Origin of the sequence: Plantibacter sp. CFBP 8798 (assembly GCF_014841195.1) — a bacterium.
Classification (GTDB): domain Bacteria; phylum Actinomycetota; class Actinomycetes; order Actinomycetales; family Microbacteriaceae; genus Plantibacter; species Plantibacter auratus.
Window position 1 is genome coordinate 1,332,704 of record NZ_JACYTS010000001.1, and the last position, 21,326, is coordinate 1,354,029.

At 70.1% G+C, this 21,326-nt stretch carries 15 protein-coding genes; all 15 read left to right on the forward strand.

The window, feature by feature from the left end; all coding sequences use genetic code 11:
• The first annotated feature begins 43 nt into the window (after positions 1 to 43).
• The 15 genes from IFU30_RS06270 to IFU30_RS06340 all read left to right on the forward strand — a co-directional run bounded on the left by IFU30_RS06270 (position 44) and on the right by IFU30_RS06340 (position 21,250).
• Positions 44 to 340, forward strand: a complete 297-nt coding sequence (locus tag IFU30_RS06270; RefSeq protein ID WP_056008215.1) for a WXG100 family type VII secretion target — start codon at positions 44 to 46, stop codon at positions 338 to 340.
• A gap of 68 nt (positions 341 to 408) precedes the next feature.
• Positions 409 to 957, forward strand: coding sequence for a putative T7SS-secreted protein (locus IFU30_RS06275; protein ID WP_192004654.1), 549 nt, complete (start codon positions 409 to 411; stop codon positions 955 to 957).
• Positions 957 to 1,901 (forward strand): hypothetical protein, encoded by a 945-nt coding sequence (locus IFU30_RS06280; protein WP_192004655.1) that lies wholly within the window; start codon positions 957 to 959, stop codon positions 1,899 to 1,901. Before IFU30_RS06275 ends, IFU30_RS06280 begins: the two co-directional genes overlap by 1 nt.
• Positions 1,898 to 3,547: a hypothetical protein gene (locus IFU30_RS06285; RefSeq protein WP_192004656.1), complete on the forward strand. Its 1,650-nt coding sequence runs from the start codon at positions 1,898 to 1,900 to the stop codon at positions 3,545 to 3,547. The genes IFU30_RS06280 and IFU30_RS06285 overlap by 4 nt, the downstream gene beginning before the upstream one ends.
• A gap of 61 nt (positions 3,548 to 3,608) precedes the next feature.
• Entirely contained in the window at positions 3,609 to 4,121 is a 513-nt protein-coding gene (locus IFU30_RS06290) for a hypothetical protein (protein WP_192004657.1), read from the forward strand.
• Positions 4,118 to 4,939: a PP2C family protein-serine/threonine phosphatase gene (locus tag IFU30_RS06295; RefSeq protein ID WP_192004658.1), complete on the forward strand. Its 822-nt coding sequence runs from the start codon at positions 4,118 to 4,120 to the stop codon at positions 4,937 to 4,939. Before IFU30_RS06290 ends, IFU30_RS06295 begins: the two co-directional genes overlap by 4 nt.
• A gap of 10 nt (positions 4,940 to 4,949) precedes the next feature.
• On the forward strand, positions 4,950 to 6,308 hold the full coding sequence (locus IFU30_RS06300) for an FHA domain-containing protein (protein WP_192004659.1): 1,359 nt from the start codon (positions 4,950 to 4,952) through the stop codon (positions 6,306 to 6,308).
• A gap of 1 nt (position 6,309) precedes the next feature.
• Positions 6,310 to 7,953: a protein kinase domain-containing protein gene (locus IFU30_RS06305; protein ID WP_192004660.1), complete on the forward strand. Its 1,644-nt coding sequence runs from the start codon at positions 6,310 to 6,312 to the stop codon at positions 7,951 to 7,953.
• 39 nt (positions 7,954 to 7,992) lie between these two features.
• The gene (locus IFU30_RS06310) at positions 7,993 to 8,751 is read left to right on the forward strand and encodes a hypothetical protein (protein ID WP_192004661.1); all 759 of its coding nucleotides are present in this window, start codon (positions 7,993 to 7,995) and stop codon (positions 8,749 to 8,751) included.
• Positions 8,752 to 8,871: 120 nt separating this feature from the next.
• Positions 8,872 to 14,130 (forward strand): Ig-like domain-containing protein, encoded by a 5,259-nt coding sequence (locus IFU30_RS06315; RefSeq protein ID WP_192004662.1) that lies wholly within the window; start codon positions 8,872 to 8,874, stop codon positions 14,128 to 14,130.
• Between the two features lie 50 nt (positions 14,131 to 14,180).
• Positions 14,181 to 15,149 (forward strand): AAA family ATPase, encoded by a 969-nt coding sequence (locus IFU30_RS06320; protein WP_085510244.1) that lies wholly within the window; start codon positions 14,181 to 14,183, stop codon positions 15,147 to 15,149.
• A complete protein-coding gene (locus IFU30_RS06325; RefSeq protein ID WP_192004663.1) occupies positions 15,146 to 16,525 on the forward strand; it encodes a DUF58 domain-containing protein in 1,380 nt (459 codons plus the stop codon). Before IFU30_RS06320 ends, IFU30_RS06325 begins: the two co-directional genes overlap by 4 nt.
• A complete protein-coding gene (locus IFU30_RS20850; RefSeq protein WP_192004664.1) occupies positions 16,522 to 18,975 on the forward strand; it encodes a transglutaminase domain-containing protein in 2,454 nt (817 codons plus the stop codon). Before IFU30_RS06325 ends, IFU30_RS20850 begins: the two co-directional genes overlap by 4 nt.
• A gap of 37 nt (positions 18,976 to 19,012) precedes the next feature.
• Positions 19,013 to 19,654 (forward strand): spermidine/putrescine ABC transporter substrate-binding protein, encoded by a 642-nt coding sequence (locus IFU30_RS06335; protein ID WP_192004665.1) that lies wholly within the window; start codon positions 19,013 to 19,015, stop codon positions 19,652 to 19,654.
• Between the two features lie 120 nt (positions 19,655 to 19,774).
• Positions 19,775 to 21,250 carry a hypothetical protein gene (locus IFU30_RS06340; protein WP_192004666.1) on the forward strand — a complete coding sequence of 492 codons (1,476 nt, stop codon included), beginning with the start codon at positions 19,775 to 19,777 and terminating at the stop codon, positions 21,248 to 21,250.
• The last annotated feature ends 76 nt before the right edge of the window (positions 21,251 to 21,326 follow it).

Here is a 21,326-nt window from a genome sequence, read left to right on the forward strand (position 1 = left end):
AGGCACCGACGGTGCCGGTGACCACAACGAAGGAGCAAGACTCATGGCCAACATCAACGTCAACTACAGCGAGATCAAGCAGGCCGCCGTCAACCTGACGACGGGTAAGGGCGAGGTCGAGACCACGCTCAACCGCCTGCAGACCCTCATCAACAACCTCGTGTCCTCCGGGTTCCAGACCGACACCGCGTCCGGCACCTTCAACGAGACCTACACGGCCTTCACGCAGAGCGCGACGGTCACGATCCAGCACCTCGACAAGCTGTCGGGCTACCTCAACAACGCTGTGACCACGCTCGAGCAGACCGACGCAGCGCTCGCTGCCGGCGCCGGCCAGTAGTCACCACCGTCGGCTTCGCTCTGCGCGCCCTCCCGACCACGTGTCGGTGAGGGCGCGCGGGTTTTCCGGTGAAGTCGACCCACGGCGACAGCGACGCAGCATCACCCGACGAGGAGCGAGCAGTGTACGGCGACACCCAACAGATCCGCCTCCGCGCGACGGAGCTACGAACCCTCGCGACGGAGGTCCGTAGCCGCGCCGGAGACCTCCGCTCGGCGGCCGAGCTCGCGTGGACCTCCACCGCGGCGGAGACCTTCATCGAGCAGCTCGGCACCCGGGCGGTCTCGCTCGAGAACTCGGCGACGCAGCTCGACGACGCGGCCGACAAGCTCGACGCGCACGCGACCGCCGTCGAACACGTGAAGCAGCTCATCGAAGATGCCGCGCGTTGGGTGGGCGACCGCTGGAACGACGCGGTGAACCTCGTCTCCGGCGCGGTCGAGACCGTCAAGGACGGTGCCGCGAAGGTGTTCGAGTTCTTCGGCCAGGAGGTCCCGGACTTCCTCGTGCACCAGGCCAAGGACATCGTCGCCTCCACGCCATCGCTTCCGACACCCGGTGACCGCAGCTGGCTGGACCTGGCAGACCTCTACCGCAGCCGAGGATGGACCCCCTGATGCCCATGACCCGTACCCGCCCGGCTCCGGCAGCGGCAGCCTTCCTGCTGACCGCTGACGAACTCCACGTCCTGGAGCACCGCACCCCGCACATCGTGCTGCCACCCGCCTTCCACACCGAATGGGGTTCGGACGTGCAGCCCGCCGAAGTCCGTGAGCGCGAGCAGCGAGCCGTCGCGCGGCTCCGGGAGCGGCGACTCCTCGCCGGCGGCGACGACAGCCTCCCGGACGACCTCACCGCTGATGTCGATCCCGATTTCGCCGCCTTCCTGTCGATGCCGCAGTTCGCGACGGCGGCCGTCGACGCCTCCTGCTGGACCCTCGACCGGACGGCGATCCAGTCCGTCTCCGTGATCGGCGCGCACGCTCTGGCGCTGTTGCGGACGCAGCGGGTCGACCACTCGGACGCGTCCGTCGCCGAGCACGGCACGGCCGCGCGCGACGAGGACGCCGTCGAGATCCGCGCCTTCGACACCGCCGGCCTCGCGCAGCAACTCCTGCGACCCCTCTCCGCGCTCCACGACGTCCCCGACACGCGGGGTCGTTCGACCGAGGTGGTCGTCCTCCCGCTCGCGGACGCCGAGGCGCTCGTCCTCGCGCTCCGACAGGACCGACCGGACGTCGTCGGCGCGGTCGTCGAACAGCTCCACAGCCCGCAGGCCGCAGTGCTCCTCGGCGGCGCCGCCCAGCGGATCGACGGCGGGTTCCGGCTCGACGCACTCTCCCGGAGCGGGGAGCCCATGAGACGATGGACGGACACGTGGCTCCGTGGTGCCGACGGCTGGGTCGCCGTGTCGGTCGACACTCCGGACGTCGAAGCGGCGGGTATGGACCCGTCCACCGTCGCCGAGGGGACCCGGGTCTCGCTCCGGGCCGTCCGTCGCGCGGACATCGTCGCCGAGGTGTTGGCGATCGCCGCGACCATCCAGGGAGCACGGGCATGAGCGGCATCACGGTCTCCGGTGGAGCCGGAGGCGTCGGCGCGAAGCTCGACGACATGCGACTGCAGGCGCAGCAACTCGCCACGTTGTCGACCGAGCTGATCGGGCGTTCGGGCGCGGCCGCTGCGAAAGCGGTCGACGGCGACCTGCTCGAATCCATGATCCTGTCGCCGGTGACGGGGGCGGCTGCGGAAGGCGCCATCGTCCTCGCCTCCGGTTCCCTGCTCCTCGTGGCGACCGAGACCGGCGTCTCCGCCGTCTTCCTCGAGGGCGCCGTGGTCGCCTACGAGACCGCCGACCAGCTGATCGCCGCAGCGACCGTCGCCCTCCACAACGGGGTCGCCTTCGTGATCGGCGTCCTCGCGGTGCCGGTCGGCTTCGTCGCAGCGGCGGGCGTGGCGGTGGTGGGCGGGGCGTGGATGCTCACCGTGGCAGGCGTCAACGTCGTCGTGGAGGGCGTCGACTCGCTGGTCGAGGGCGCCCAGCAGACGCTGGATCAGATCGGCGACAACCCCTGGCTGCTGCTCTCGCCGGCCGGCGTCGCGGGACTGTTCACCGCCAACTCGATCGCCGCCTACTCACCGCAGGAGGTCATCGACCGGACCGCCGCGACGTATGCGGACGCACTCGCGAGACTGCAGGAACTCGCTCCGATCGCAGGTCAGGCGGCCAACGAATGGTTGGGCGACAACGCGTGGATCGAGGACATCCTCACGGACGGCGCTCCAGGCCTGCTGGCCGGCCTCACCTTCCTCCCCGGGTTGTTGCCCGGCTTCAACGGACTCATGTCGGTCGTCACCGGCCAGGGCTGGCCGCCGCTCACCTATGAGCAGGCGATCGACGCCATCGCCACCGGTGGCGGCCGGTTCGGCCTCTTCGACGACGGACAGGGCGGCCTCGCCATGGATCCCGACGACCCCTCACAGCCGCTCGCCGTGCCTCGGGACCGAACCGTCACCGACCTCGGCGACCTCCTGCAGGGTTCGGCCGACATCGACAAGGGTGAGGACGAGCTCAGCAATATCCGCGTGATCCAGTCGGCCGGACCGCCGCCGAGCTGGATCGTGCAGATCCCGAGCACGCAGGTCTGGGATCCGCACGGTGGCGCGATCTCGAACGACCTCACATCGGACATCGCTGCCATGCAGGGTGAACAGACGGCGCTCGGCCAGGCGGTGAAGGACGCAATGGCCGCCGCCGGCATCTCGCCGACGGACCCGGTGATGCTCGAGGGCTTCAGCCTCGGCGGGATCACCGCCGGGTCGCTGGCCTCGGACCCGGACTTCGGCTACAACGTCACGCACGTCGTCACGGCGGGCTCGCCGATCGCACGGTTCGACATCCCCGACGACGTGCAGGTCCTCTCGATGGAGTTCAACGAGGATCCGGTCGCCCGGCTCGACGGACAGGGGAACCCGGACTCGGCCAACTGGACGACGGTCCAGGGTGACGCCCCGCGACTGGGCGGCGTCAACCCGGAACAGCAGGATCCGGGGATCGCGAGTGCCCACAACGCGCAGCGGTACGAGATGATGGCGGACGAGACGTCGTCGTCGGCAGACCCGAGCGTCGACGCCTACCTGGACTCGGCGAGCGGCTTCTTCAGTGGTGATCAACAGGTGACCGACTACAGTCCTACGCGGAGATGATCGATCGCGGCCCGGGACCGGGTCGCCCGTCCACAGCCCGTTCCCGACCGTGAGGCCTTCCATGCGCATCAGCACCATCGTCCGATCCGGCGCCGTGTCGGTCGTCCTGTTGGGGCTTCTCACCGCCTGCGGGACCGGAGCACCGACGGCGCAACGCACCCCGGCCCGCATGCCGGACCGGACACTGGCCGCCGTCGAGGAAGCGGTCGCCGAGATCCCCGGGGCCGACTTCAGGGCCGCCCGCGCCTGGGACGGCACGACGGCGTACGTCACCGCGACACTCTCGGCGACCGACGCCTTCACCGGCGACCCCGGTGCCCTCGTGGACTACTCCCTCGCGCAGCTCGCTTCCCAGGACGAGGTCGACCGCGGGCGCTTCGTGCGATTCGCCTTCGACGCGCCCGGACAGACCGTCGAGTCGACGATCGCCATCCTCGCGACGCTGGACATCGCCTCCGAGCAGTACGCCGGTGGCGATTCCGTGGAGCTCTCGAGCTCCGACCTCGACGCGAGGTACGGAAGCTGGCCGGGCGAGGTACCGACCCTTCCCGCCGCGTTGGGCGGTGCGGGATGACGACGATCGAGACCGCGCGGTCCACGCACACCCTGCGCAGCGAGGGCCGGACCGACACCGGGCTGGTACGACGCCTGAACGAGGACGCGTTCTACGCCGGCGCGCCCGCCTTCGTGGTCGCCGACGGCATGGGCGGGCACGAACGCGGCGAGGTCGCGAGCCGTGAGGTCGCGGCGGCGCTCGAACGCGGCATCCCGATCGGCATGCCGACGACGACCGAGGCGGTCGTGACCACGATCGTCGCCGCCAACGCGGTCATCCGGAGCATCCCCACGCCGAACGGGGTCATCGGCACGACCGTCGCGGGTCTCGCGCTCGTGGCGCTGTCGCCGCAGACCGATCTGCACTGGATGGTGTTCAATGTCGGCGACTCTCGCGTGTACACCTGGGCCGATGGCGCACTCCGTCGGATCACCGTCGACCACTCGGCCGTGCAGGAACTCGTCGACGCCGGTTCCATCACGGAGGAGGAGGCGCGCGAACACCCCGACCGCAACATCGTGACGAAGGCGATCGGCGTCGAGGCCGGCATCGACCCGGACGTCTGGCTCCTCCCCGTCGCCGGGCGGCAACGGTTCCTCCTCTGCTCCGACGGTCTCACGGGCGAGCTGTCCGACGAGCTGATCGCCGAGGTCCTGTCGCAGGGCTTCGAGGGAGCCGCAGACCGCCTCGTGGAGCTCGCGCTGGCCGCCGGCGGACGGGACAACGTGACCGCGCTCGTCGTCGATGTCGTGTCGACCTCGCTGATGTCCAGCGGCCCCGGCTACGATGACGCGGGTGGTCTCGGGTATCTTGAAGAGACGATGCCGCGAGGCTAGAGGAGTGGCCGTGTACTCGTACGAAATGGAACCGGCCGAGGTCCGCCGTTGGCTCGCTGTGGCGGGGCCCGGCAGACTGGTGCTGGTCGACGCCCAGGGCGACGACACCGCCGCTGCCGCATTCGCCGCGGACCTCCCGGGCGACGCGTCGCTGTCGCTGATCGTCGACCGCCTCGCGGCCGGCGGTCTCTCGAACACGCCCGCGTTCGCCGCGGCCGTCTGGGACGAATCGGGCGCGACGGTCATCGCGCGCGGGCTCGCGGCCGCCGTCGTGACGAGCGCCGCCGGGACCGAGACGGTCCTGGGCGCCCGCGCGACCACCTGGGTCGAGGAACACCACGCCGACGCGGTGAGCGTCACGCTCCGGAGCGACCAGCCGAACCCGTCCGGCGTGCGCCTCCCGCTCGGGTCGGGAGCCGTCTGGACGACCTCCATCACGGCGACCCTCGACGAGGATGCCACGGCTTCCCTCGCCACTCCGACCACCGATGAGCGCCGGCCGACCGAGTCGTCCACGAGCAGGCCGACCGCGGCGGAGCAGCTCGCGGCCCCGCCCGTCCCGGCCCCCGCCGAGCCCGCTGCATCCGCGGCGACCTCGGACGAGGCGGACGACGGGACGGACGGCGATGAGGCGGCCCCAGCGGCCCACGTCGAGCCCGTTCAGCCGCTCCACGTCGTGCCGTCCGTCTCCGACACCCAGTTCTTCCACGACGAGGACGACCCGGACGAGACCCCGGCGTCCCCGGAGGAGCCCGTCGACGAGGGCTACGACTTCCTGTTCGGCCAGACCGTGCTCCGTCCGGTCGGTGCAGCGGCGGTCGACGAGGCCGGCGACGCCGAACGCGCGGCGGCCGAGGCGTCGGCGCACCAGCAGGCGGCCCCCACCGCAGCCGCCGCGCCGGAACCCGCAGCAGCCGGACCTTCGGACCTCGGCGACCACGACGGCCACACGATCCTCGCCGAGGATCTCGCCGCATTGCGTGCGCGTCGCGCGGCCGAGACCCCGCCTGCTCGATCGACCACCCCGTCAGCCACGCCGCTCACCTACCTCGAGCTCCCCGGCGGCACTCGCCAGTCGCTCGCCTCACCCGTCGTGCTCGGCCGGGCGCCGAGCGTCTCGCAGGTCCCGGCGTCGGTCGTCCCGACGCTCGTCACGCTCACGGGAGACGACATCTCGCGGAGCCACGTGCGCGTCGCGGTCGAGGGCGGCACGGTCGTCGTCACCGACCTCCACTCGCGGAACGGCACGCAGGTCGTCCTGCCCGGTCAGGCGCCGCAGTCCCTGCGACCGGGGGAGCCGACACCGGTGATCGTCGGGACCGTCATCGACCTCGGCGGCGGCGTCGCGCTGCGCGTCCGAGAGGGCTGACGTGCGCCGCTCACCCTCGCAACCGCCGGCCATCCCCGGGCTGCGGTTCGAACGACAGCTCGGAGCCGGTGGGTTCTCCGACGTCTTCCTGTACGAGCAGCAGTTGCCGCGGCGTCAGGTCGCCGTCAAGGTGCTCCTCGCCGAGCACCTCAGTGAGCAGACCCGCGAGGCCTTCGTCGCCGAGGCGAACCTCATGGCGCAGCTCTCCGCGCACCCGTACATCGTCACGATCTACACGGCGGACGTCGCCCCGGACGGCCGACCGTACCTCGCGATGGAGTACTGCGCGGGGCCGAGCCTCGCCGAGCAGGCGAAGCTGCGGCGGTTCGCCGTCGCCGACGCGCTGCGGACCGGCGTCCGCCTGGCCAGTGCGGTGGCGACCGCACACGCCGCCGGCATCCTCCACCGCGACATCAAGCCGGCCAACGTGCTCACGAACGCGTACGGTTGGCCGGCGCTGACCGACTTCGGCATCTCGCAGGCCGTCGAACTCGAGGTGCCGTCGACGGCCGGCCCCGGGCGGCCGGGCGACGTCGGCTCGACGGGCGCCTCGGGTACCCAGACGGTCGGTCTCTCCATCCCCTGGTCACCGCCCGAGATGTTCGAGGACGAGCCGCATCCCGACGTCCGATCCGACATCTTCTCCCTGGCCGCGACGGTCTACACGCTGCTCGCCGGACGCACGCCGTTCGAGATCCCCGGGCAGTCGAACGGTGCGGCCGACCTCATCAGCCGGATCGAGCGCGGGACCGTCACCCCGCTCGGGCGCGACGACGCGCCGGCGTCCCTCGTCGCGACGCTGCAGAAGGGCCTCGCGAAGGACCGCGCCAACCGTTTCGAGAGCGCCGTCGACTTCGCGCGGGCGCTGCAGCGTGTCGAGATGGAGCTGGCCTACGCGCCGACGCCCATCGACATCCCGAACCTCGTACAGCCGCAGTCGCAGGCCCCCCGACCGGACACGTCCAGCAGTGCGTCGGACGAGACGCGGGTCCGGCAGGTCCCGACGGTCGAGGCCCAGCCCCGACCCGGCGTGCCGAGTGTGCAGCCGTCCATCGGAGACGAGACGGTCGTGCGCTCGGCCGGACCGCTCGTCCAACCGATCCAGCCGTCGGCGCCGATCACCGTCGGAGCGGCCTCGGTGCCCTCCGAGACGATCCGGCGCGACCGTCTCGAGTCCGCGGCTGCGGTTCCCACGGAGGACCCCGGTGCAGATGAGGCCGGACGAGCCAGACGTCGCCGACTGACCCGCCTCCTCGTCGCGGGTGGGGTCGCGGTGCTCGCGGTCGGTGGGATCGCAGCCGGGATCATCTGGCAGGGAGCGGCCGCCGACCCGAAGCCGACCGCCGCCGCGACCGGGGCACCGATCCAACTGAGCGACGTCCCCTCGCCGAAGCCGTTCGGGGTGAACATCAGCGAGGACGGCAGCGTCGTCACGTTCATCTGGGACAACCCGGACCCGCAGGACGGCGACTCGTACATCTACCAGGTGACGAGCAGCGGCAAGAACTCGCCGAAGGTACCGACCTCGACCTACGCGGTCGACCTGAAGCCGAGCGCTCCGGGCGCGCAGCTGTGCATCGAAGTGGTGATCGTCCGAGGCGGCGTCACCTCACCCGATCCACTCGAGATGTGCTCGCAGCAGTAGCTGGAGCGAGACGATGACCGACCACAGGGGGACCAGACGATGACCACGGACGAGGCGACCGACACCGCGACGACGAAGACGGCGGTGCGCGTCGAGTTCTGCGGCGAGGAGTACGCCGTGGACGCACGCAAGCCGTTCCTGATCGGTCGCGAGGGCGACCTCGTCGTCGACGAGAACCCCTTCCTGCACCGCACCTTCCTCAGCGTGACCTTCGATGCCGGACTCTGGTGGCTCACGAACATCGGGAACACCCTCTCCGCGACGGTGACGGACACGACCGGCAACGTGCAGGCGTGGCTCGCGCCCGGTGCGCGGCTCCCGATCGTGTTCCCCGAGCTGCAGGTGCTGTTCAGTGCCGGGACGACGACCTACGACTTCACGATCACCTCGGACCTCGAGTACTTCAGTCCGTCGCAGCTCTCGACGACCACCGCCGGAACCACGACGGTCGGGCCGATCCACCTGACGAGCAGCCAGCGCCTCCTCATCGTCGCCCTGGCGGAGGACGTCCTGCGCCAGGCGTCGCCCGGTCGCGGCGAGATCCCGGCGTCGGCCGCCGCTGCCGCCCGCCTCGGCTGGAGCCAGACCACCTTCAACCGCAAGCTCGACAACGTCTGCGACAAGCTCGACAAGTTCGGGGTGCAGGGGCTCCGCGGTGGGCCGGGGAAGCTCGCGACCGGCCGTCGTGCACGGCTGGTCGAGTACGCGGTCTCGACCCGACTCGTGGACGCCAGTGACCTCCCGCTCCTCGACCACGCCGAACAGGCGGATCCCAGTGGGTCCGACTCCGGCCGTTAACGAGCGCGACATCTGATGTATGTCATTCTTGTCGATGAGACTGACTCGCAACTTTGCTAGACTCAGCGGCGACCGTGGCATGATGGCGGCCGCCTGACCGAACACTTCACCTGGGGGATCGTGAGCAACTGGAGTGCCTGGCTGCGCAAACGCAAGACCGCGGCCTCGATCACGGCCCTGTCGGTCCTCGTCGCCGTACCGGTGACCGCCGCGCTCATCCACCAGGGCTTCCCGGTCACGGAGGTCGACCTCGAGTCCCGCGACGTCTGGGTCACCAACGGTGAATCGCTCCTCGCGGGCCGTCTCAACGATCAGATCTCCGAACTCGACGGAGCGGTGTCGACGGCCTCCAACAACGCCGACGTGCTGCAGGACGGCGACGACGTCTTCCTCCAAGACAAGGCGCTCTCCTCGCTCGAACGGATCGACCCGGCCTTCACGAGCCTCATCCAGCGTGTCTCGCTGCCGACCGGCGCGACGGTGCACTACGGCGGCGACCGACTCTCGGTCGTCGCTGGGGAGACCGGCAAGCTCTGGTCCGTCGACGCCGCGGGGGAACTCCGCTTCGACCCCACGGAGACGAAGCCGATCGTCTCCATCGGCAAGGCCGGTCAAGCGGTCGTCACCTCGACGGGCACCATCCTCGCGGTCGCACCCGCGAAGGGGCGGCTCTACCGCATCCTGCCCGATGGCACGAAGACCGAGTCGAAGCTCCCGAAGCTCGACGACTACCAGTTGAGTGCTGCCGGTGAGCAGGCGGTCATCCTCGACCTGAAGTCCGGCGACCTCGTGAAGCAGGACGGCTCCGTCGTCGAGCTGCCGGGCAAGCCGTTGAAGATCCAGGAACCGTCGGCGTCGGACGACGCCGCCGTCATCGCCACCGGTGACTCGCTCGTCCGCGTCCCGCTCGGCGGCGGCGACCCGGAGGTGCTCGACGCGGACGTCACGACGGCGGCGACGACCGCGGCCGAGGTCACGGCACCGGTCAACCTCGACGGCTGCATGCACGGAGCCTGGGCCTCCTCCAGTCGGTACGCCGCCGAGTGCGCCGACAAGAAGCCCGTCATCGAGGACATCAACCCGGAGACCATCGGCCAGCAGCTCGTCTTCCGGGTCAACCGCTCGGTCATCGCCCTGAACAACGTCCAGACCGGCAACTCCTGGCTCGTGCAGGCGAACATGCGCCTCGTCGACAACTGGGACGAGGTGACGCCCCCACAGGAGGAGGACGGCGAGGACGGCGACGAGAAGGCCTCCGAGCAGTCCTTCGAGGACACGCTCGCCGAGCGCACCGACGAGAACCGCCCGCCCATCGCCCGCGACGACGCGTTCGGCGTCCGCCAGGGTCGCGCGACGGTCCTGCCGCTGCTCGACAACGACTCGGATGCGGACGGCGACGTCCTGACGATCCAGAACCCGCCGGAGCTCGCCGCGGAGACGGGCAAGCTCGAATCCATCGACGGCGGGCGCGCGCTCCAGTTCACCCCGGCCGAGGGCTTCGTGGCCGGGACGACGTCGTTCCGCTACTCCGTCAACGACGGCCGCCCAGGCGGCGTGGCCGAAGCGAACGTGAGCATCGCCATCAAACCGCCCGAGGTCAACGAGCCGCCGACGTCCCATCGCGAGGCCGCCGTCTCGGTCGAGGCCGGGCAGACGGTCACCTACAACGTGCTCGCCGACTGGCGTGATCCCGACGGCGACGACATCTTCCTCCAGTCGGCCTCACCGGCGTCCAGCGACCTCGTCCGGTTCACCCCGGACGGTTTCGTCACGTTCACGCACGCCTCGCCCGAAATGGGCCCGCGCGACGTCAAGTTCGTCGTGTCCGACGGAGTCAACTCGGCGGAGGGCACCCTCAAGGTCGACGTGCAACCCGCCGGAGCCTTGAGTCCGATCGGCACACCCGACTTCGTCTCGACCTTCGTCGGCGAGTCGGCCCTCGTCCAGCCGCTGGCGAACGATCAGTCACCGAGTGGGGCCCCGCTCGGGCTCATCGGCGTCGACGCGTTGCAGGGCGGTCTCGTGTCCTCACCGAGCCTCGAGAAGCAGTCCGTCACCGTGTCCTCGAACGAGCCCGGCACCTACTACCTGAAGTACACGCTCGGCGCCGGTATCGCCTCGAGCATCGGGCTCATCCGCGTCGACGTCCTCGAGAAGCCCACCGATGTGCGGCCGCCGGTCGCCGTCAAGGACGAAGGCTATCTGCGTCCGAACGAGACGATCACGATCCCGGTCCTCGCGAACGACGAGTCGCCGGGTGGGCAGGTGCTCGCCGTGCAGTCCGTCTCCGTTCCCGACGAGTCGACCTCGTTGTCCGTCGAGGTCCTCGACAGCGCGGTCATCCGCGTGTCCTCCTCCGCGCCGATCGAGCAGCAGCTGCAGTTCACCTACGTCGTCTCCGACGGCACCTCGTCGGCTCAGGCGGCCGTGACGGTCGTCCCGGTGCCACCGCTGCCGAAGCATCAGGCACCGGTCGCGACCGACGATGCGGTCGTCGTCCGCGCGGGCGACATCGCCAACGTCGCGGTGCTCGACAACGACTACCACCCGGACGCGGCGGTCATGCTCGTCGACCGCCAGCTCGTCGACGAACCGACCGCCGGCCTCGCCTTCGTCGACGACGACGAGGTCCGCTTCCAGGCGCCGAGCGAACCGGGCACCTACACGACGACGTACCGCGTGTACGACACGTTCGGCGAGGCCGACACGGCCACGGTCACCTTCAACGTGGTCGGCGAGGACAAGAAGAACAACCAGCCGCCCGTGCCGCAGCTGCTGACCTCGCGCGTGTTCGCGGGTGCGACGGTCCGCGTGGACGTCCCGCTCGACGGCCTGGACCCGAACGGCGACTCCGTCGTCGTCGACGACATCGCCTCGGCACCGTTGCTCGGTCGCGTCATCGAGCAGGGGAGCACCTGGTTCGTCTACGAGGCGGCTCCGGACTCCTCCGGCACCGACACGTTCCAGTACCGGGTCAAGGACACCTACGGTGCGGTCGCCGTCGGCACGATCAAGATCGGGGTCATCGGACGCCCGGAGGTCGACGGCCAGCCGAACGCGGTCGACGACTACATCGAGGTCCTCCCGGGCAAGGTCGCGTCCGTACCGGTGCTCTCGAACGACTCCGATCCGAACGGGTACAAGCTCAAACTCGAACCGAAGCTGCTCTCGGTGGACGACGGCCTCACCGCCGAGGTCAGCAAGAGCCGTGTCGTCATCGAAGTGCCGGAGGAGGAGGCGTTCTTCACGGTCCGGTACCAGATCACCAACGGCAAGGGTGGCATCGACAGCGCCTACATCCAGGTCAAGGTCACGAAGGACGCGAAGCCGCAGTTCCCCGAGGCGGATGATCACGTCCTCGAGGACGCCGACATCGTCGGCAAGAAGACCATCGACATCGACGTGCTCGACGGCGCGCAGAACCCCGGTGGGCTGATCGACGACCTGCAGCCGAGCCTCGAAGGTGTGAACGCCGCCTCCGGCGAGGTCCGCGACGGTGGCACCATCCGGGTGACCCTCACCGACCGACGCCAGGCGATCGCCTACCGCCTGACGGACCCGGTCACGCAGCTGAGCGGCGCCGCGTTCATCATCGTGCCGGCGGCGACCGACGGCGAGCCGCCGCGGATGAAGAGTCCGTTGCCGGAGCAGATCGTCAAGGTCAATGAGACGCGCACCTGGAAGCTCTCCGACATCACCGAGGCGCCGTCCGGCAAGCCCGTCACGATCGCCTCCGAGGGCAGCGTCGTCAACTTCCGGAGCAACGGCACGTCGAGCTACGTCGACGACGCCACGATCACCTTCACCCCGGCGAAGGACTACCGCGGACCCGCCTCGGTGAGCTTCGAGGCCACGGACGGCCGAGAGAGCAAGCTGCTCACGCTGCCGATCACGGTCGGCGACCCGAACCTTGAGGACGTCCCGCCGACGTTCACCCCGCCGACGGTGACGATCGAGGCCGGCGAGGCGCCGGTGACCGTCGACCTGCGGGCGTCGAGCGACCACCCGAACCCGAAGATCCTCGCCGCGCTCACCTACCAGGGCTTCGGCGGCACGACCGCGGGCGTCCAGGGCAGCCTCTCCGGTTCTCAGGTCTCGATCTCCGCTCCGCAGGGGACGCAACCCGGCACCTCGGCCACGCTGACGTTCACCGTGAACTACAAGGAGTACTCCGTCCCGGGGTCGATCAACGTCCGCGTCGTCTCCTCGACCAGGCCGCTCCCACGTGCCATCGACGACCGTGTCGAAGAGGGCCGCAAGAACAAGGCCGAGTCGATCAGCGTGCTCGCGAACGACTACAACCCGTTCCCTGACACCCCGCTCAAGATCGTCGACGCCACCGTGGAGAGCGCGCCGGCCGGTGGGGCGACGGCCACGTTCTCCGGTGGCACGGTCACGGTCACCCCCGGTTCGTCGAAGAGCGGGACCGTGAGCGTCATCTACACGGTCCAGGACGCGACGAACGACCCGAACCGGAAGGTCCAGGGTCGCATCACGGTCGTCGTGAAGGACGTTCCCGATCCACCGTCGCTCAGTCTGAAGAGTGCGAAGAGCGGCAAGATCACCGTCGTCGTCGGCGGTTCGCCGGCGAGCAACGGCGCACCCATCGAGTACCACGCGGTGAAGTGGAGCGGCGGCGCGGAGAAGCAGTGCGCCCCCGGCAACGACTGCACCTTCGACGTGACGAACGGGCAGAACTACACCTTCACCGCCTATGCGCAGAACTCCGTCGGTCCGAGTGCCGGTTCGAATGAGATCGCTGCGACCGCCTACGGCGTGCCGAGTGCGCCACAGAACGTCTCACTGAAGTCGTCAGGCGATGCGCCGGCAACGTTGACCATGCGGTGGAACGCTCCCGCCGACACCGGCGGACAGGTCGACAAGTACCACTGGCGGATCATGAGCGGCTCCAGCACGGTGCAGACCGGGACGACGGGTGGCACCAGCGACTCGGTGGGCGGCATCGGCGCCGGCACCTACCAGGTCTACGTCTCCGCGGAGGGTCCCGGAGGTACCGGACCCGAAGGCGGGCCGGCCGAGGTGACGGTGAACAACCCACCACCGCCGAAGCCGAGCGGATCGCTGTACAAGTCCGGTCAACCGCACGCGTGTCAGAGCGGCGGTACCGGTTGCTACGACGTCGGAGTCCGCTACGCCGACGTTCCGAACGGCAACTACGACGTGCAGATCCAGCGCAATGGCTCGGCGGTGGGTTCGACCTCGAACATCAACGCCAGTGGGACGGGCAGTTTCGTCCACAACAACCACCTCGGCGTCATCCCCGCCGGTGAGACGATCACCGCGTTCTTCCGGAACACGGCGACGGGCGAGACGTTCAGCATCGGGGCCACCTCAGCAGCCGCATGGAACGCGATGTAGCGGCTCGACCTTCCACCTCTCCCTCCTACACGAAAGCAACCAACACCTCCATGACTGTCACGCAGGAACAGGCCACCTGGTTCGCCGACGCGTTCGGCAAGCTCGTCGGCAACGTCGAGCAGGCCATCCTCGGCAAGGAGCACGTCATCAAGCTCGTCGTCACGGCCATGCTCTCGGAGGGCCACGTGCTCCTCGAGGACTACCCGGGCACCGGCAAGACCGTGCTCGCGAAGGCCCTCGCGAACACGCTCGACGGCACGAGCTCGCGGATCCAGTTCACGCCCGACCTCCTGCCGTCCGACGTCACCGGTGTGACGATCTACGACCAGGGCAAGGGGATCTTCGAGTTCCACAAGGGACCGATCTTCGCCTCCATCGTGCTCGCGGACGAGATCAACCGTGCCTCGCCGAAGACGCAGTCGGCACTTCTCGAGGTCATGGAGGAGGGCATCGTCACGATCGACGGCACGAGCTACGAGGCCGGCCAGCCCTTCATGGTCATCGCGACGCAGAATCCGATCGAGCAGGCCGGCACGTACAAGCTGCCCGAGGCGCAGCTCGACCGCTTCCTCATCAAGACGACGCTCGGCTACCCCGATCGCCAGACCTCCGTGAACCTGTTGCTCGACGCCTCCAACCGGGCACGTGCGACGAAGGTGCAGCCGATCATCGCCTCCAGCGCGGTCATCACCATGGCGCAGCTCGCCACCGAGGTGCACGTCGACGGCAGCATCCTCGAGTACGTCGCCGACGTCGTCGCGGCGACGCGGGACGACCAGGACGTCGCGCTCGGCGTGAGCATGCGTGGTGCGCTCGCCCTCGTACGCGCGGTGAAGACCTGGGCGATCTCGCAGGGACGCACCTATGTCACCCCCGACGACGTCAACGACCTCGCGCAGGCCGTCCTCGCGCACCGCATCATCATCGATCCCGAGTCCGACTTCGCCGGCGTGACCGCGCAGGACGTCGTCGCCCGGGTCCTCGTCAGCATCGCGCCGCCGGCGTACCGCGCAGCATGAGCGAGACCCTCGAGCAGCGCGCCGCCGCCGCGCCGGACGGATCCGATCCGGTCCGCACGGCGTCGGCCGGCGCGCCTGCCGAGGCGGGCCCAGACGGCCCCGATGCGCACGTCGACGGTGCGCCGGCTCCCGCCCGACGGCTGAACCCGTTCCGCAGCGCGCTCGACGGCGTCGGTGCTGTCGTCGTGCCCTGGGCCAGGGTCGTCTGGACGGCAGCGCAGCCCGTGCTCGCTGTCGTCAGCGGCCTCGGCTGGGTCGTGCTCGCGATCGGCGTCATCGCGACCGTCGCCGGCTTCATCCTGGGGTGGGCGGAGCTCGTCTTCCTCGGCTTCTTGCCGCTGGCCGCGTTGCTGGCCTCCGTCGCGTACCTCTTCGGGCGGTCGACCTTCCGCATCTCCATCCACTTGAACCCCAGCCGCGTCACCGTCGGGGAGCGCGCGATCGGGCAGGTCCTCATCGCCAACCCCGGCAACCGCGCCACGACGCCCACGCGCCTCGAGGTCCCCGTGGGCTACGGCCTCGCGGAGTTCGCGATCCCGGCGATCCCGAAGGACGGCGAGCACGAGGAGCTGTTCGCCGTCCCGACGAACCGGCGAGCCGTCATCCCGGCCGGGCCTGCCGTGTCGGTCCGTGGTGATCAGCTCGGTCTGCTGCGCCGCGAGGTGCGCTGGACGGAACCGGTCGAGCTCTTCGTGCACCCTGAGACCACGCGGCTCCACCCGACGGCCGCCGGTCTCATCCGCGACCTCGAGGGCCTCGTCACGAAGACCATCACGAACAACGACATCTCCTTCCACGCGCTCCGCGGGTACGTCCCCGGCGACGACCGCCGCTACATCCACTGGAAGTCCTCCGCGAAGACGGGCCAGCTCATGGTGCGGCAGTTCGAGGAGACGCGGCGGTCGCAGCTCACCATGGTGATGACGACCGACTCCCGCTACTACGCGGCCGACGAGGACGAGTTCGAGTTGGCCGTGTCGCTCACCGCGTCGATCGCGACCCAGGTGATCCTCGACCAGGTGCCGATCAGCGTCGTGACCGACCGGCTCGCGTTGCGGACCCACACCGTGACCTCCTTCCTCGACGACAGCTGCAGGCTGCAGCTCGCCGAGGGCACCTTCGACACCCCACGGACCTTCGCCCGGGAGACCACGAAGCGCCTGCCAGCACCGAGCGTCGTCATCATCGTCGCGGGATCACGGCTCGAGGCGCAGGAGTACCGGGGGATCCAACGCCTCTTCGGTCCCGACGTCAACGTGTTCGGCATCCGCGTCGAACGCGGTGCACGGGCCGGCATCAAGGACGTCGCCGGGATGAACGTCATGACGGTCGGGGCACTGAGCGACCTCGCCAAGGTCATGTCGAGGGCCCTGTGAGCGGGGTCGACGAGCGCACTACCGTGCGCCCCGGACGCGTTCCCGCCGGCTCGGCCGCGGACGTCGACGTCCAAGGCATCGTCCCGACCTTCGTCGCGCCGTGGCCGTTGCCCGGCCGTTCCTGGATCGATATCGCGGTCGTCTTCGTCCTCGCGGCCCTCGGTCTGCTCGGCTTCGGTGCGGCGCTCAGCGGCACCGGGTTCCTCCTCGCCGGCCTCGGCGGTCTCGCGCTCGGCATGGCGGTCGGTGTCGCCTCCCACGCGCTCCGGCTGAACGCCCTCCTGACCGGTCTCTCGACCGTCCTCGTCTTCTACGTCTTCGGCAGTGCCCTGGCGATGCCGTCGGTCGCGACGTTCGCGGTCCTCCCGAACCTGCGGACCCTCGGTGGGATCAGCATCGGGGCGGTGTTCGGGTGGAAGGACTTCGTCACCCTGCAGACCCCGCTGAGCGCGCCCGCCTACATCATGACCCTGCCCTACGTCGCGGGGATGCTCGTCGGGGTCGTCTCCGCCGTGCTCGCCGTCCGCTGGCTCCCGCGCCGTCCGCAGGTCGCCGTGCGCTGCGCCATCCTGCTCGTCGGCCCGACCGTGCTGTACGCGCTCGGCGTGCTCCTCGGCACGCAGACGCCGTTCCTGGCGGCCGTCCGCGGGATCGCGTTCGCGCTGATCGCCCTCCTCTGGCTGGGGTGGCGGCCGGGCGCCGGTCGTGGCGAGAACGCTGCGGCGTCGACCACCGCCGTCCTCCGTCGCAAGAAGATCATCGGCACGGCCGTCCTCGCCGCCGTCGCGGTCGTCGTCGGCGGCGGCGCGGCCGTGGTAGCCTCACCGCCCACGGACTCCCGGTTCGTCCTCCGCGAGGTCGTCACCCCACCGTTCGACCCCCTGGAGTACCCGAGCCCGCTCGCCGGGTTCCGCGAGTACACGAAGGACCTCGCCGAGACGAAGCTCTTCACCGCCACCGGCCTCGAGCCGGGGGATCGGATCCGTCTGGCGGCCATGGACAGCTACGACGGACGCCTGTGGACCGTCTCGGGACCATCCACGGCGACCGACGGCTCCGGTGCCTTCGAACTCGTCGGCGACCAGCTGCCCGGACCGGAGCTCATCACGGCCGGTGGCGACCGCCGGGTGTCGATCGACATCACCGGCTACGACGACATCTGGGTGCCCAGCGTCGGATATCCGAGTGCGCTCACCCTCGACGGCAAGGCGGCGGAGCGATCCGAGGACATCCGCTACAACGCCGAGAGCGGCGCGGCCGTCGTCACCTCGGGGATCGGCGCCGGCGACGACTACGAGGAGCGGACCACGACGCAGGCCGTCCCGAGCGACACGGCCCTCGCGACGACACCGACCGCAGCGGTCGAGCTGCCGCCCGTCACGAACATCCCCGACATCGTCGTCGCGAAGGCCTCGGAGTTCGTCGGCACCGAGACGACGCCCATGGCCCAGCTGCGGAGGATCGAGCAGACGCTCCGCACCACCGGGTTCCTCAGCCACGGGCTCGCCTCGGACAGCTCCCCGTCACGCGCCGGCCACGGCGCCGACCGGATGTCGGAGCTGTTCACCCGCACACCGATGGTCGGCGACGAGGAGCAGTACGCGTCGGCGTTCGCCCTCATGGCCCGATCGCTCGGCTACCCCGCGCGGGTCGTCATGGGCTTCGCGCCCGAGGTGACCGAGGGCCAGGGTTCCGTGCAGGTCGTCGGGGACGACGTGACGGCGTGGGTCGAGGTGCCCTTCGAAGGTTACGGCTGGGTCGCGTTCTCGCCGACCCCCGATGAGACCGAGATCCCGCAGGACCAGGACCCGAAGCCCAAGACCGAGCCGCAGCCGCAGGTGCGTCAGCCGCCGCGCAGCGACAACCTCGACGACAGCCTCCTCACCGAGGCCTCGATCGACGATGGCGACGACAAGGACAAGAACGACGGACTCGTGATCCCGGAGTGGGTCTGGTGGCTCGCGCTGATCGTGGGTGTCCCGGTGTCGCTGTACTTCATCCCGCTCCTCGCCATCTCCGGCGCGAAGCGTCGGCGGACGAAGCGTCGCCGCGCGGGCAGTGGTGACCGCAGCGCCGCCGGTGCGTGGGACGAGCTGATCGACCGCTACGCCGAGCTCGGGTACACGGTGCCCCCGGCCGCCACGCGGTCGACCACGGCGTCCATGCTCGGTGCTCAGGAACCGGAGGGCGCGACCACGCTCACCGCGCTCGCGGGGACGACCGACGATGTCGTCTTCTCCGGTCGTGACGTGGACGACACGACGGCCGACGAGCTGTGGCAGCGGTCGGAGGCCGAGGCCTCCCGGGCGCAGGGAGCGCTCGGCTGGTTCGCCCGCCAGCGGAGCCGCTTCCGTTACCGCGCGACGCGTAGTCTCGTGAGTCGGCTGCAGCCGTCCGGTGCGCTCGCCCGTCGAGCAGCACGGGACCAGCGCGCCGCCGGGCGGCGCTGAGGCCGATGCGGCCGCCGAGGCGCTACCCTCGGTGAGTATGGAGCGCTCGCTCGAGACCAGCGTGAGCCAGGCCGTCGACGCCTGGCTCCGGTGGCTGCCGCGCTGGCACCCCGCCGCCCACCGTGGACGCACCCGGATCTGCCGCCGGTGCATCGGGTCGCCGATCCTGCGGGCGGCCGGCCTCGTGGACGACGTCCCGCACCAGGTGCAGCACGGCCTCGCCACCCGGATGAAGGCAATCGTCGACCACGCGGTGGCGGAGTACACCGAGCGGAACCTCCCTGTCCTCCGCGCCGAACTGCGCGCGGCGGACCTGCGCGAGGCGCAGCGCTCCTACCGCCCGGGGGAGGGGCTCGACCCGGAGTTCGACGGGTTGCAGCTCGACCCCGACCCGGATCCCGAGCAGCCCTACCTCTTCACCCTCGCGGAGCTCGGCGAATCCCAGGCGAGGACGGTCCCGCCACCTCCGCCGTTGTCGGACGACGCGAAGGAGGCGCTGCGCACCGAGATCGCCCTCGCCGACCAGTGCGCGAACGAGACCGGGCGCCGCATCTGCGAACTCCTCGTCGGGCACCGCCTCGCCATCCACGACGCCGTGGAGCGCTACGTCGAACCGCAGGTCACCGCGCTCCTCGACGACCTCGCGCTGGAGCTGGATTCCCCCACCTCGCCCTGGTAGCCGTCGGGGTTCACCCGGAGGCAGGAGGGGAGATCTCCCCATCGTGCTGTCCGACACCCGTCACTATACTTTCGAGCACTTGTCATCAGCACGATCCATGCTCATTGGGGGCGCAACACCATGACCGATCCCGGAGATCAGAACCCGCAGCAGCCCCAGTGGCAGCGACCACCCGCTCAGCCCGACCCGCAGCAGGGGTGGCAGGGCAACGGCCCGCAGCAGTCGGGCTCAGGCCAGCAGCAGACGGGGCAGTACGGACAGCAGTCGCCGTACGGGCAGTCGCCGACGCAGCCGTCTGGGCAGTACGGGCAGCAGTCCGGCCAGTACGGTGAGCAGTCGTCCGGCCAGCAGGACCAGCAGACGGGCCAGTACGGGCAGCAGTCCGGTCAGTACAGCCAACAGACCGGTCAGTACGGTCAGACGGCGCAGTACGGCCAGCAGCCGACCGAGCAGTTCGGTCAGCAGGGAACCGGTCAGTACGGCCAGCAGCCCACGGGGCAGTACGGCCAGCAGCCCACCGAGCAGTACGGCCAGGCGCCCTACGCGCAGGGCGCCGGCGGGTACGGCGGCGGCCAGCAGCCGCCCAAGAAGAAGCTCTCGAAGAAGGGGCTCACCGGCATCATCGCCGGCGGGAGCGCCCTCCTCCTCATCATCGTCGGTGGCATCGTCGGCGTCAGCGTCGGCAACGCCCTCCACGCCCCGGAGGTGACGGTCAAGAGCTACCTCGACGCCCTCAAGTCGGGCGACGCCGAACAAGCGCTCAAGCTCTCCGGTACCGAGGTGTCGGCGGCCGACGTGCTGCTGACCGACGACGCGTACAAGGCGGCGTCCGGCAAGGTCTCCGGCTACACGATCGGGAAGACGACGACCAGCGGGAACACCGCGACCGTCGAGGCCCGTCTCACCCAGGGCGGCGAGAGCGTCGACCAGGAGTTCACGCTCACCAAGGTCGGCAAGGACGCCGTGCTCTTCGACAAGTGGAAGCTCGAGGCTCCCGAACTCAGCACGGTCCAGGTCGACGTGGTCGCCCCTGAGGACGCGGTCGCGACGGTCGGCGGCGTCGACCTCACCGACGTCGAACCGATCGCCGAGGGTTCGTACCAGCTGCGCGCCCTCCCGGGCACCTACGACGTCGCCCTCAGCGAGAGCGACTGGTACACCGCCGAGGCGACGACCACGACGGCCGTGGGCTTCGGTCAGGCCGCGGAACCCGCGACGCTCGCCGTCGCCCTCACCGACGCCGGGACGACCGCCGTCGAGGAGGCCGTCAACGCGTACATCGACGGCTGCGGTGCGGCGACGGAGCTCGCCCCGGAGGGGTGCCCCTTCGAGATCCGCAACGACACCGGCTTCACCCCCTCCGGTGTGACCTGGAAGTTCGACACGCGCCCGACCTTCACGATCGGTGACTTCGCGGGCGGCGGCTGGACCGTCGACTCCGAGACCGTCGGACGCATGTCGATGACCTGCACGCTGACCGACCCGGCCACCGGCCAGACCGGTCCGGGCTACAGCATCAACCCCGTCGACTTCGTCGTCGGCGGCACGATCGAGGGCTTCACCGACGAGGGCGCGACCTTCGTCCCGTCCCCGTAGACGCCGAGCTGTACGGCCCCTGGGAGCGATGCTCCCAGGGGCCGTCGTCGTTTGACCACAGCCTGTCGGCGGGCTA